The following is a 12,685-nucleotide window of genomic DNA, read 5'->3' on the forward strand; positions in this document are numbered from 1 at the left end:
CTAAGAGAATTTGACTGGAGAAGTAATTTGAATCAAAATCAAGTTAAGAAAATTAAAGAACAAATCCAAAATGTTGAATAAGCATTTTAAAATTCTACTATTTGTACTATAATGATAAAGATAATATATTATGAATCTTATTTGTCGGAAAAAGAGGGGGAGCAAGCTTTGAGCTTACGTCTAATTAATATCGGTTTTGGAAATGTTGTCTCAGCCAATCGGATTATATCGATTGTATCACCTGAATCAGCACCGATAAAAAGAATCATTACAGTAGCAAGAGACAATAATAAACTTGTGGATGCTACTTATGGAAGAAGAACGAGAGCAGTTATTATTACAGATAGCGATCATGTCGTCTTATCTGCTGTACAACCTGAAACAGTAGGTAACCGTGTCATTAGCCACGAGGAAGACATTGATGAATCATAAATCAGTGGAGGGGTTATATCGTTGATTGAACAAAAAGGGATTTTATTTATTTTATCCGGGCCATCAGGTGTCGGTAAAGGAACGGTTAGAAAGTCATTATTTGAAAAAGATACTGAACTAAGGTATTCGATTTCAACGACGACACGACCGATCAGAGAAGGCGAAAAAGAAGGCGTTGATTATTTTTATCGTTCAAAAAATGAATTTGAAGAGATGATCGAGAATAATCAGTTGCTTGAGTACGCACAGTATGTCGGTAATTATTATGGAACACCTAGACAATATGTTGAAGAAACGCTTGATGCGGGGAAAGATGTCTTTTTAGAAATTGAAGTACAAGGTGCACTTCAAGTCAAAGAGAACTTCCCAGAAGGTGTTTTTATTTTCTTATCACCTCCTAGTCTAGAAGAATTAAAAAACCGGATCGTGAGCAGAGGAACTGAAACAGAATCACTCGTTATGAATCGATTGAAAGCAGCTAAAGAGGAAATTGAACTCATGGATGCCTATGACTATGTCGTTGTCAACGATCAAGTGAGTCGAGCTGTTGATAAAGTACAAGCGATTGTTAAAAGTGAACACTGCAAACGCGAACGTGTTGCCAGTCAATATAAAAAACTTCTGGAGGTGAGCGAGTCATGATGTTAGAACCATCGATTGATCAATTACAAGAAAAAATCACGTCAAAGTATACGTTAGTCACGTTGTCTGCCAGACGTGCACGACAAATCCAAGATCATAAAATTCTTCAAATTGAAAACCCTACTGCTGAAACGAATGTAGGTTTAGCGTTAGAAGAGATTTATGCAGGAAAACTAAATTACGTTTCACAAGCATATAAGGAAAGACGCTAAATACGTCGCCGATAACGGACCCTTCGTTTGCCCACCGGCAGGCGAAGGGTTCATTATTGATTAAGATCATTTCATGTAGGGGTGAGGATTAATGTTTCAAGGTAAAAGAATCATTTTAGCTGTTACAGGCGGTATTGCGGCATATAAAGCGATCGCTTTAACGAGTAAGTTGACCCAATCGGGTGCGATTGTGAAGGTGATTTTAACAAAAAATGCGCAACAGTTCGTCAATGCGCTTTCATTTCAAGCGATCTCAAGGCAACCTGTTTATGACGATACGTTTGATGAGTTTGACCCAACCAAAGTTCAACATATAGATTTAGCTGATTGGGCTGATTTATTTGTGGTGGCCCCGGCAACGGCTAATGCGATTGGTAAATTTGCTAATGGGATTGCAGATGATTTATTGTCTACGGTTTATTTAGCTACAACAGCACCTGTATTTATAGCGCCAGCAATGAATGTGCATATGTATGATCATCCTGCTGTTACGGAGAATATGGAAACGTTAAGACGAAGGGGCGTTCATTTTCTTGAACCAGGTGAGGGTTACTTAGCGTGTGGTTATGTCGGAAAAGGACGGATGGCAGAGCCTGAAGATATCGTTCAATCTTTATTAAGATATACCCAACAAAAAAAGACCTTATTAGGGAAGCGTGTTCTCATTTCGGCCGGACCGACTAAAGAACGGATAGACCCCGTTCGTTTTATGTCTAATCACTCCTCAGGGAAAATGGGATATCAGTTAGCCGAAGTTGCACAGCAATTAGGAGCAGAGGTCACCCTTGTCAGTGGACCTGTAAATTTAGCATCACCAGTAGGTGTTAAACTTATTCAAATTGAGACGGCTGATGAGATGTATCAAGCGATGGTGGAATCATTTGATCAACAAGATATTGTGATAAAAGCCGCCGCAGTTGCAGATTATCGGCCTGTTAAGCAACACGATAAAAAATTGAAAAAGCAAGATGGTGATCTAGCCATTGAAATGGAAAGAACACAAGACATATTAAAGGCGCTAGGTGAAAAGAAGACGAATCAGTATTTGGTTGGTTTTGCCGCTGAATCTGACAATCACATGAACTATGGCGAAAAGAAATTAAAAGAAAAGAATTTAGACGCAATTGTTATCAATGATATATCAAATCCGTCGATCGGTTTTCAATCTGATCAAAACGAAGTGACATTTATGACGAACGATCAACATGACTTTTTTAAATCTGCTTCAAAAAATACAATTGCTACTCAAATCTTTAACCGCATAATTGAGGAAATCGGAGTCGATTAACTGTGAAAATAGCAAAAGTTGTTGTGGATGTACCAGCATCCCAGACAGATAAAATATTTGATTATATCATACCTGAGCATTTAGATTCCTATATCGAAGTGGGGATGCGTGTCATTGTTCCATTTGGTCCGCGCACAATTATGGGCTATATAATTGGGATGAGTGACGAATCTAATGTCAAAAAATTAAAACCAATCAAAGACTTAATGGATATCTCACCCGTTTTAACACCTGAGTTAATTGAGCTTGGTAAATGGGTGGCCGATTATACATTAAGTTTCTATATCTCAGCTTTTCAAGCGATGCTACCTCAAGCACTTAAAGCAACTTATCACAAGTCAATTGAACGACTAGCGGATCAGTTTGAAGATGATCAACTCAACAAATTATTTGATGGGCGTGATGAAATTGACACACAAGAGCTGTTAGATGTTGGCTTTGATATGAATCGCATAAAAAAAGCAGAAGACCTAGGTGAATTAAAGATTGTTTACCACGTAGGTCGAAAAGAAACGTACAAAAAAGTATCGATGATTAAACGCCAAATGACTGAGGTAGAAATTGATCAATATCGAGCTGAGTTATCGAACCGAGCTAAAAAAAGAAAAGAGATTGTCGATTACGTGGCTCAGTTAGATGAGCCCATCACATTTAAACAATTATTAAATGAAATGCATACGACTAGACAAACCGTCCAACCTCTCATTCAAGACGGTGTCGTTAACATATTTGAACAAGAGATTTACCGGAACCCAAATGGAAACAAACAATTTGAAAAGACATTTCCGCTGCCTTTGGCCGACCAACAAAAACAGGCGCTTACCCCGATTGTTGATGATTTAAATCGTCAACGAAATAATGTCTATGTCTTACACGGTGTGACAGGAAGCGGGAAAACAGAAGTTTATTTACAATCCATTGAACGTGCCATGCAACTTGGAAAAGAAGCCATTGTACTTGTACCAGAAATATCACTCACACCTCAAATGGTGAATCGTTTTAAAGGTCGTTTTGGTGATGAAGTCGCTGTGATGCATAGTGCATTATCAAAAGGCGAACGTTTTGATGAGTGGCGAAAAGTACAAAATCAAGAAGTGAAAGTGGTCGTTGGTGCGAGGTCGGCTATTTTTGCTCCATTTCAAAATATCGGCTTAATCATTATAGATGAAGAGCATGAATCCAGTTATAAACAAGAAGACCATCCCCGCTATCATGTTAAAGATGTTGCGATCAAACGTGCCGAAACACATATGTGTCCTGTCATTTTGGGAAGTGCAACCCCTACCCTTGAAACATACGCTAGAGCACAAAAAAACGTCTATCAACTTTTAGAAATGCCAGATCGCATGAATCAAGCAAGTATGCCTGAGATCCATATCGCGGATATGCGAGAAGAATTGCATGCAGGCAACCGTTCAATGTTTTCAACAATGTTAGTCGATAAAATAAGAGAACGGATTGATCGAGGCGAACAAGTTGTTTTATTTTTAAATAGAAGAGGCTATTCAACATTTGTGATGTGTCGTGACTGTGGTGAAGTAAAGACGTGTCCGCATTGTGCGATATCATTAACCTATCATCAAAAACATCACTTGTTGAAATGTCACTACTGTCAGCATCAAGAGAAGATGCCTTCAGAGTGCCCATCATGTCAAAGTGACAGCATTCGCTATTTTGGAACAGGTACACAAAAAGTTGAACAAGCGATTGAAGCTGTCATCCCTGAAGCAAAAGTGATTCGAATGGATGTTGATACGACAAGAAGAAAAGGGGCACATGAAAAACTTCTTGCCCAATTTCAAAATAAGCAAGCCAATATTTTACTAGGGACGCAAATGATTGCCAAAGGTTTAGATTTTCCTGATGTGACATTAGTTGGCGTACTAGCAGCTGATAGCTTGTTAAACTTACCAGATTTTCGTTCGAGTGAAAGAACGTTTCAGTTACTTACCCAAGTAAGTGGTCGTGCTGGTCGTCACGAGTTAAAAGGTGAAGTGGTTATTCAAACGTATTCACCAGAACATTATTCGATTGAATACGCTAAACAATATGATTACAGTGGTTTTTTCAAAAAAGAAATGAGCTTAAGAAAAGCTTTTCAATACCCACCATATTTTTTCATGACGTTGATTACGGTTTCTCATGAAAATCCGATTCGAGCCGAGGAAGTCACACGAGTGATTACACAATTGTTAGAAAAGCACTTGTCTGAGAACTCTAAGTTATTAGGACCGACCCCTTCACCACTTGAGAAAATAAAAGATCGCTATCGATTTCAGTGCATGATAAAATACAAATATGAACCCGAACAAAAGCAAGTTTTAAAACGAATATTATCTTACTATGAACCAATGATTCAAAAAGAGGGGTTGCAAATTCAAATCGACCTTCAACCTTATCAACTGATGTAAAGGAGTATCAATTCTATATGAAATCTATTGTTTTTATGGGAACGCCTGATTTTGCTGTTCCAGTTTTACGTTCGTTAATTGAGGAAGGTTATCATATACCATTAGTCGTGACACAACCAGATCGTCCAAAAGGAAGAAAGAAAGTCATGACACCTCCACCTGTTAAAGAAGAAGCCTTGAAACAGGGGATTCGTGTCTTTCAACCAGAGAAAATCAAGGATGATTACGATCCGATAAAGGAAATTGATCCGGATTTAATTGTAACCGCTGCTTTTGGTCAAATTCTTCCAAAAGGTTTACTTGATATACCGGAGTACGGATGCATTAATGTTCATGCCTCTTTATTACCTGAATTTAGAGGAGGCGCTCCGATTCATTACGCTTTACTGAAAGGAAAAGAAAAAACAGGCATCACGATTATGTATATGGTTGAAGCATTAGATGCGGGTGATATGTTATCTCAAGAAGTGTTGGAGATTGAAGAAACCGATCATGTAGGAACATTACATGATAAATTATCTGAAATCGGTTCGAACTTGTTGCTGGATACCATTCCAAAACTATTTGAAGGGTCAATCTCACCGATTCAACAAAATGATGATGAAGCGACTTATGCGCCGAATATAAAGCGAGAACAAGAACAAATTGATTGGAATCAATCGGCTTCAGCTATTTATGATCATGTAAGAGGTCTTCATCCATGGCCTGTAGCAAGTACGACGGTTAATGGGAAGAATATGAAGGTCTGGTGGGTTGAAAAAACTGATCAAACGTCCTCAGAAGCACCAGGTAAAATCGTTGGACATAACCGAGATCAGATCCTCGTCAGTTGCCAGGGACGTGATACAATCGCGCTGAAGGAGATTCAACTAGCGGGCAAGAAACGAACAGACGTTAAAGATTATTTAAATGGAAGCGGGCAACTATTAGAAGTAGGGACTCAGTTAGGAGAATGATATGAGTAATTTTTTATTAAGAACGAAGGCGTTGGAATTATTAGAGCGTGTTGGAGATAGTGGCGCATTCAGCCACTTAATGATCGACCAAACGATCAAAAAAGAATCATTTGCTGAACATGATCGTAGGTTACTAACAGAAATTGTATACGGCACGTTACAACACAAATTAACGTTAGAATTTTTCTTGAATTCGTTTGTGAAGAAAAAGAAATTAGATAAATGGGTGCGTTGGTTACTGTATATGTCATTTTACCAAATGTATTATTTAGATAAAGTACCGGACTATGCCATTATCAATGAGGCAGTCGAAATCTCCAAAAACAGGTCTCATTCTGGTATTGTGAAGTTTGTCAATGGCGTTTTAAGATCAGCGCAAAGAGAAGGTTTTCCATCGTTTGAAACGATTGAAGACCCGATTGAACAAGTTGCGATCGAGACAAGTCACCCATACTGGTTAGTGGAAAGATGGGCTGATGCATATGGTTTTGAGAAGGCAAAAGCAATTTGTTTCAGCAATTTAGAAACAAAGCCAATGAGTATTCGTATTAATCCAATGAAATCAACACGAGATGACGTCATCAATCGCCTGAGTCAAGATGGTTTGAATGTGGTTGCCTCAACATTTTCTAATCAAGGCATTGTTATAAAAGAGGGGTCAATTTTATCTCATCCACTATTTAAAGAAGGCTTTGTGACGATCCAAGATCAAAGCTCCATGTTAGTAAGTGAAATGTTAGATGTAAATATGGATCAAACAATACTAGATGCATGTAGTGCCCCTGGTGGTAAAGCAACCCACATTGCTGAGAAGTTAAATAACTCTGGTCATGTGTATGCGTATGATTTGCATAAGAAAAAAGCAAATTTAGTCAATGAAAAAGCTGAGCAATTAGGATTAATCAATTTACGTGCTAAAGGGATGGATGCAAGGCAGTTAGATACTGTGCATGATCGCTATACATTTGATCGTATCTTAATTGATGCACCGTGTTCTGGCTTTGGTGTCATCAGAAGTAAACCTGATATTAAATATACAAAGAGTGAAGACGATGTGATACAGTTAGCCCAAATTCAATTTGAGCTATTACAAAATATCGCCCCACTTTTGAAACAAGACGGCAAAATAGTATATAGCACATGTACAATTGACCCTACTGAAAACGATGTCGTCATCGCAGAGTTTTTAACGAGCCACCAAGCGTTAGAAGTGGATCCAACCTTCTTTGATGAGTTGCCGGACTTTCTGAAAGAGGGTGAAGGTGTGACACCATTTGGGTTGCAAATTTTTCCTGATGATCATCAGACAGATGGTTTTTTCATGACTCGCTTAAGATATAAAGAGCCGTCGTCTCATGAGTAGAATACTAAAGAGGTGAGTAAGTATATGAAACATTTTTTTGTTACAGATCGAGGAAGAGTTCGTCCTCATAATGAAGATTCAGTTGGTGTTTTTGAAAATGACTATGAGCAGCTTTTGACAGTCGTTGCTGATGGAATGGGTGGACATAAAGCGGGTGATGTTGCGAGTGAGATGGTCATCACGTACTTTAAAGATGCATGGGCGTCATCTGAACGTATTCAATCACAAGAAGAGGCGGAGTCATGGCTAACGCATCATATTCAACAAGCCAATCACACTGTTTATGACTATTCACGAACAAATCCTGAATGTTTGGGCATGGGAACAACAACGATAGCTGTTATTTCATTTTCAGACACGTTTGTGATTGCTCATATTGGTGATAGTCGTTGTTACCTTTATCAGGCGGATGCGTTACACCAAATAACGGATGACCACTCCTTAGTTAATGAATTGGTACGTTCAGGGCAAATCACGAAAGCAGATGCAGAAATTCATCCACAAAAAAATGTATTAACACAAGCGCTAGGCACTGATTCGTCCATCACACCAGATGTATACTCAAAAGAATGGTCAAACAAGGATCGTATCCTAATATGTACAGATGGCCTAACGAATAAAATTGATGATGATCATTTAAAGCAGTATTTGTCTTTAGAGCAATCGTTAGAAACAATCGCGAATCAACTCGTTGAAGAGGCTAACGTAAATGGTGGAGAAGATAATATAACAGTAGCCATTTTGGAGAATGACGATTTAAAAGCAGGTGAATCGACTTGCTAGAAAATCAATTACTTAGTGATCGTTATCAAGTGAAACGCTTAATTGGTGGCGGTGGGATGGCTAATGTTTATTTAGGCTTTGATACGATTTTAGAACGTGAAGTTGCGATTAAAGCGCTTAGAATGGAATATGCTAATGATGAAGAATTCATTTCACGTTTTTATCGTGAGGCACAATCAGCAACGAGTTTATCACATCCGAACATTGTAAGTATTTATGATGTAGGGGATGAAAATGACATTTACTATATGGTCATGGAACATATTGAGGGTATGACGTTAAAAGAATATATTCAATTGAATGGTCCGATTAGTGTTGAAGAAAGTGTCTTCATTATGGAACAAGTGGCTGCTGCAATTGAGCACGCTCATGCCAATAGTCTTATTCATCGCGATATAAAACCTCAAAATATTTTAATAGATGAACATAAAGATGTTAAAGTGACCGATTTTGGAATTGCATTAGCTTTAAGTGCAACCTCTTTAACTCAGACAAATTCTGTACTTGGTTCCGTGCATTATCTTTCGCCTGAGCAAGCAAGAGGCGGTGTTGCAACGGAAAAATCCGACATCTATTCTTTAGGGATCGTTTTGTTTGAGTTGTTAACAGGAAGACTGCCTTTTTCAGGTGAATCAGCTGTGTCCATAGCTTTAAAGCATTTACAGCATGAGACGCCTTCTATTCGGAGGTGGCATCCAGAAATTCCTCAAAGTTTAGAAAATGTCGTGTTAAAAGCGACGACGAAAGACCCGCTTCATCGATACGCAGATGTTTTAGCATTTCAAACAGATCTTGTGACATCTCTGAATCATGAACGCATAAATGAAGAGAAGTTTATCCAACCTGAGGAACCTGGTGAAAAAACAAAGCAAGTTCCTATTATTACAGATGACGCACAACTCTCAGAAAAAGATGAGACGTTACAACATACAAAATCAGTTACTCAAGGGACAAAACCTGTCGATACAAAATCTGAGAAAAACGAAGAAAATTCTAAAAAGAAAGTATCGAAAAAGAAGAAATGGACACTTTGGTTATTGTCGATTTTCTTATTATTTTTGATCGGTAGTGCAGTGGCACTTTTCCTTTTACCTAACCTTTTACAACCTGATGATATCGATATGCCCGACGTTGTAGGTGAGTCATTTGAGGATGGCGAAGAGCAATTAGTTGAATTAGGGTTTGAAGTGGAAAGAGAAGAAGTGTTCACTGATGAATACGAGCAAGATATCATTGCAGAAACTGATCCAGAAGCTGGTGCCAGTGTAAAAGAAGGATCAACTGTCACCTTATATGTGAGTTTAGGTGAAGAAACTGAGAGTTTTTCAGATTATACGGGTCAATCATACAGCCAAGTTGAACGTTTATTACTACAACAAGGCTATCAAGATGTACAACGCATTGATCGTTATTCTGATGAACCAGAAGGTCAAATCATTGCGCACTCTGAACCTGAAGCAGGCGAAGAAGTTGTGCCTGGTGAGACAACGGCCATATTTGAAGTGAGTATTGGAAAACGCACTGTGGAACTCGATGATTTAGAAGGAATGACTGAATCAAGTGCGAGAGAATATTTATCGGAAAATGATTTAGTTATTGATGTATCTGAGGAATATTCCGATTCTGTGGATGAAGGGCGTGTGATTAGTCAATCACCAAGTGCAGATTCGGAAGTAGAAGTTGGATCTGTTGTTAATTTAACTATTTCGTTAGGTGAAGAAGAACAACCGCCTGTAACAGAAAATGTGACGTTTACTGTCCCTTATACGGGTGATGAGACGGCTGAAGATTCTGATGAAGAAGATGAACAAGAGACTGAAAATACGACACAAACACCAAGACAAGATGTTCGTATCTATATCAGTGATATGAATCATGATTTGAATGAATTATATGAGACCGATACGATAACAGAAGATACTGAGTTTACTATTCGGTTGACGATTGCGCCGAATACGACGGCAACTTATAAAGTTGAGAGAGATGATGAAGTCGTTATTCAGAAGACGATCTCATATGATGATGTGGAAGGAGACTGATCCATGCCAGAAGGTCAGATTATGAAAGCTTTAAGTGGTTTTTATTACGTATTAAGTAATGACGATCAAATTTTATATCAATGTCGTGCTAGAGGGAAGTTTCGAAAAAGCAAAGAAACTCCACTTGTGGGTGATTATGTAGTATTTGAAGCGGAGAATATAACAGATGGTTATGTAACCCAATTGTTACCAAGAAAAAATTCCCTTGTTCGTCCGCCTGTTTCTAATATTGATCAAGCGTTGATCACGGTATCGGCTAAAGAACCTGATTTTAGTACGGTATTATTGGATCGTTTTTTAGTATTGGCTGAATATCACCATATTAAGCCTGTTATTTTAGTGACAAAGATGGATCTTTTAAGTGATGAAGAAGAGGAAACACTAAATAAGAAAACCTCTATCTATGAGGAAATTGGTTATGATGTAAGGTATTTATCACAGCACTGGAAACTCGAAGCCGATCAGTTTAAAACTATACTCAACCAACGCTTATCTGTTATTGCAGGGCAATCTGGTGTTGGGAAGTCATCCTTTTTAAATGCACTTGATCCTAGTTTGAATATTGAAACAGCCGAAATTTCAAATCGTTTGGGAAGAGGAAAGCATACGACACGACATGTTGAACTTGTTCATGTATCAGGGGGTTACGTTGCAGATACCCCGGGATTTAGTTCTTTAGATTTTGATATGATTGACCTTGTTGAATTGAAAGATTGTTTTGTAGAGTTTGAAGAAAGAAAAGGTGACTGTAAATTTAGAGAGTGTATGCATGTGTCTGAACCTAAATGTGCGATTAAACAAGGAATCGAGCAGGGTGAATTATCAGAAGAACGTTACAAACATTATATAGAATTCTATCATGAAATTAAATCAAGAAAGCCGAGGTACTAGATTATGAAGAAAATTGCTCCATCTATTTTATCTGCAGATTTTGCAAATTTAGAATCTGAGATAAAAGATGTTGAAAAAGCAGGTGCTGATTATATTCATGTTGATGTCATGGATGGTCATTTCGTGCCGAATATTACAATTGGACCTTTAGTCGTAAAAGCGATCCGTCCTGTGACGGACCTACCTTTAGATGTTCATTTGATGATTGAGGAACCAGACCGTTATATCGATGCATTTATAGATGCGGGTGCTGATATTATTTCTGTTCATGTAGAAGCATGCGATCATTTGCACCGAACGATTATGGAGATTAAAGCAAAAGGAAAAAAAGCAGGTGCTGTTATTAATCCAGCAACACCAGTTGAGATGGTCAAACCAATCCTACATGAACTAGATTTATTACTGTTTATGACGGTTAATCCAGGATTTGGTGGTCAAAGTTTTATACCGGAAGTGCTTGAGAAAGTTAAACAAGCCGATGAGTGGAGAAAGAAAGACAATCTTGATGTTGAGTTTGAAGTTGATGGTGGAATTAATGCGATTACAGCAAAAGAATGCGCACAAGCAGGTGTAGATGTATTTGTGGCGGGTAATGCGATATTCAATCAACCAAATCGAAAAGAGGCACTAAAAACTATAAAAAGTGCGGCAGAAGAAGGTTAGGTATGAAACGGATCGGGATTGTTGCAGGAGGTCCATTAGAAGCTTTACCGAATATGAAATCCTACCTTGATTCGATCGATATATGGATCGGTTGTGATCAGGGGGCTAAATACTTAATGGATCTTGGTATACCAGTCGACGTTGCCATCGGTGATTTTGATTCTATTAACGATGAAGATAAAGAAGCCTTAAAAAAATATGCCACAAACTTTATGGATTTCCCACCTGAAAAAGACGCAACAGATGTTGAAATGGCAATCGAAAAAGCAATTGATTTACGCGCTACTTCTTTGTCACTGTTCGGTCTAACTGGTGGAAGGCTTGATCATGAATTAAGTGCTATTTTTTTAATGGAGACGTTAAAAGATTATTCTTTTCCTGTTACGATGATTGATCGCAAGAATAAAATATCATTATACACATCTGGTGACTATGTGTTGGCTAAAGATGCAGCCTACACGTATATTTCATTTTTATCGCTAACGGAGAGAGTTAGAGGTCTAAGCTTAACTAATTTTCGTTATCCACTCGAAAAGACAGATATAAAAAGATCATCCTCATTAACTTTATCGAATGAATTATCTTACAGAGAAGGGTATTTTTCATTTGATGAAGGCATATTATTAGTTATTAGAAGTCGTGATTAGCTAATGATTGTGAGGGAGGCAAACGTCATGCGTTTTTACACGATTAAATTACCGAAGGTGTTTAGTGGTATTATTAAATTGTTTACCGACCATAAAAAATAACAAAAGAGCACCGATTTTAAATCGGTGCTCTTTTGTTATAAATAAATTAAACTCGTTCAACTTTTCCAGATTTTAATGCGCGAGCAGATACGTAAACACGCTTCGGCTTACCATCTACCATAATACGTACTTTTTGAACGTTTGCTTTCCATTTACGTTTATTGGCATTCATAGCGTGTGAACGATTATTTCCAGCTTTTGTTTGGCGTCCAGTTACGACACATTTTCGACTCATATTAATCCCTCCCAATTACAA

14 protein-coding genes are annotated in these 12,685 nt (G+C 38.0%); 13 read left to right on the forward strand and 1 reads right to left on the reverse strand.

The window, feature by feature from the left end:
• Window positions 1-168: 168 nt before the first annotated feature.
• The 13 genes from remA (at window position 169) to spoVM (ending at window position 12,429) form a co-directional block, all read left to right on the forward strand.
• The gene (gene remA, locus BLR62_RS02710) at window positions 169-432 is read left to right on the forward strand and encodes an extracellular matrix/biofilm regulator RemA (RefSeq protein WP_090792850.1); all 264 of its coding nucleotides are present in this window, start codon (window positions 169-171) and stop codon (window positions 430-432) included.
• Between the two features lie 21 nt (window positions 433-453).
• On the forward strand, window positions 454-1,074 hold the full coding sequence (gmk, locus tag BLR62_RS02715; RefSeq protein ID WP_090792852.1) for a guanylate kinase: 621 nt from the start codon (window positions 454-456) through the stop codon (window positions 1,072-1,074).
• Window positions 1,071-1,286, forward strand: coding sequence for a DNA-directed RNA polymerase subunit omega (gene rpoZ, locus BLR62_RS02720; protein WP_090792855.1), 216 nt, complete (start codon window positions 1,071-1,073; stop codon window positions 1,284-1,286). The genes gmk and rpoZ overlap by 4 nt, the downstream gene beginning before the upstream one ends.
• Before the next feature lie 91 nt (window positions 1,287-1,377).
• A complete protein-coding gene (gene coaBC, locus BLR62_RS02725; protein ID WP_090792857.1) occupies window positions 1,378-2,574 on the forward strand; it encodes a bifunctional phosphopantothenoylcysteine decarboxylase/phosphopantothenate--cysteine ligase CoaBC in 1,197 nt (398 codons plus the stop codon).
• Window positions 2,575-2,576: 2 nt separating this feature from the next.
• Entirely contained in the window at window positions 2,577-4,985 is a 2,409-nt protein-coding gene (priA, locus tag BLR62_RS02730; protein WP_090792860.1) for a primosomal protein N', read from the forward strand.
• Window positions 4,986-5,002: 17 nt separating this feature from the next.
• A complete protein-coding gene (gene fmt, locus BLR62_RS02735; protein ID WP_090792862.1) occupies window positions 5,003-5,941 on the forward strand; it encodes a methionyl-tRNA formyltransferase in 939 nt (312 codons plus the stop codon).
• 1 nt (window position 5,942) lies between these two features.
• Window positions 5,943-7,304 carry a 16S rRNA (cytosine(967)-C(5))-methyltransferase RsmB gene (gene rsmB / locus BLR62_RS02740; RefSeq protein ID WP_090792864.1) on the forward strand — a complete coding sequence of 454 codons (1,362 nt, stop codon included), beginning with the start codon at window positions 5,943-5,945 and terminating at the stop codon, window positions 7,302-7,304.
• Between the two features lie 24 nt (window positions 7,305-7,328).
• Complete coding sequence (locus BLR62_RS02745; RefSeq protein WP_090792867.1) at window positions 7,329-8,087, forward strand: Stp1/IreP family PP2C-type Ser/Thr phosphatase; 759 nt, start codon at window positions 7,329-7,331, stop codon at window positions 8,085-8,087.
• A complete protein-coding gene (gene pknB, locus BLR62_RS02750) occupies window positions 8,081-10,126 on the forward strand; it encodes a Stk1 family PASTA domain-containing Ser/Thr kinase (protein WP_090792870.1) in 2,046 nt (681 codons plus the stop codon). The genes BLR62_RS02745 and pknB overlap by 7 nt, the downstream gene beginning before the upstream one ends.
• Before the next feature lie 3 nt (window positions 10,127-10,129).
• Window positions 10,130-11,017, forward strand: a complete 888-nt coding sequence (gene rsgA / locus BLR62_RS02755; protein ID WP_090792873.1) for a ribosome small subunit-dependent GTPase A — start codon at window positions 10,130-10,132, stop codon at window positions 11,015-11,017.
• Between the two features lie 3 nt (window positions 11,018-11,020).
• A complete protein-coding gene (gene rpe, locus BLR62_RS02760) occupies window positions 11,021-11,680 on the forward strand; it encodes a ribulose-phosphate 3-epimerase (protein ID WP_090792877.1) in 660 nt (219 codons plus the stop codon).
• Between the two features lie 2 nt (window positions 11,681-11,682).
• On the forward strand, window positions 11,683-12,327 hold the full coding sequence (locus tag BLR62_RS02765) for a thiamine diphosphokinase (RefSeq protein ID WP_090792880.1): 645 nt from the start codon (window positions 11,683-11,685) through the stop codon (window positions 12,325-12,327).
• Between the two features lie 27 nt (window positions 12,328-12,354).
• Window positions 12,355-12,429: a stage V sporulation protein SpoVM gene (gene spoVM / locus BLR62_RS12705; RefSeq protein WP_425438861.1), complete on the forward strand. Its 75-nt coding sequence runs from the start codon at window positions 12,355-12,357 to the stop codon at window positions 12,427-12,429.
• A gap of 46 nt (window positions 12,430-12,475) precedes the next feature.
• On the opposite strand, the gene rpmB is transcribed toward spoVM, so the two are convergent.
• On the reverse strand, window positions 12,476-12,664 hold the full coding sequence (rpmB, locus tag BLR62_RS02775; RefSeq protein WP_090792885.1) for a 50S ribosomal protein L28: 189 nt from the start codon (window positions 12,662-12,664) through the stop codon (window positions 12,476-12,478).
• Window positions 12,665-12,685: the final 21 nt, after the last annotated feature.

Source organism: Pelagirhabdus alkalitolerans, from assembly GCF_900096905.1.
In the GTDB taxonomy this organism is placed as follows: Bacteria; Bacillota; Bacilli; order Bacillales; family Amphibacillaceae; genus Pelagirhabdus; species Pelagirhabdus alkalitolerans.

Excerpts from the sequence above, each read along its gene's own strand:
- rsgA (WP_090792873.1), top strand. The coding sequence starts at position 10,130 with ATGCCAGAAGGTCAGATTATGAAAGCTTTAAGTGGTTTTTATTACGTA.
- coaBC (WP_090792857.1), top strand. The coding sequence starts at position 1,378 with ATGTTTCAAGGTAAAAGAATCATTTTAGCTGTTACAGGCGGTATTGCG.
- rpoZ (WP_090792855.1), top strand. The coding sequence starts at position 1,071 with ATGATGTTAGAACCATCGATTGATCAATTACAAGAAAAAATCACGTCA.
- rpmB (WP_090792885.1), bottom strand. The coding sequence starts at position 12,664 with ATGAGTCGAAAATGTGTCGTAACTGGACGCCAAACAAAAGCTGGAAAT.
- BLR62_RS02745 (WP_090792867.1), top strand. The coding sequence starts at position 7,329 with ATGAAACATTTTTTTGTTACAGATCGAGGAAGAGTTCGTCCTCATAAT.
- rsmB (WP_090792864.1), top strand. The coding sequence starts at position 5,943 with ATGAGTAATTTTTTATTAAGAACGAAGGCGTTGGAATTATTAGAGCGT.
- fmt (WP_090792862.1), top strand. The coding sequence starts at position 5,003 with ATGAAATCTATTGTTTTTATGGGAACGCCTGATTTTGCTGTTCCAGTT.
- BLR62_RS02765 (WP_090792880.1), top strand. The coding sequence starts at position 11,683 with ATGAAACGGATCGGGATTGTTGCAGGAGGTCCATTAGAAGCTTTACCG.
- rpe (WP_090792877.1), top strand. The coding sequence starts at position 11,021 with ATGAAGAAAATTGCTCCATCTATTTTATCTGCAGATTTTGCAAATTTA.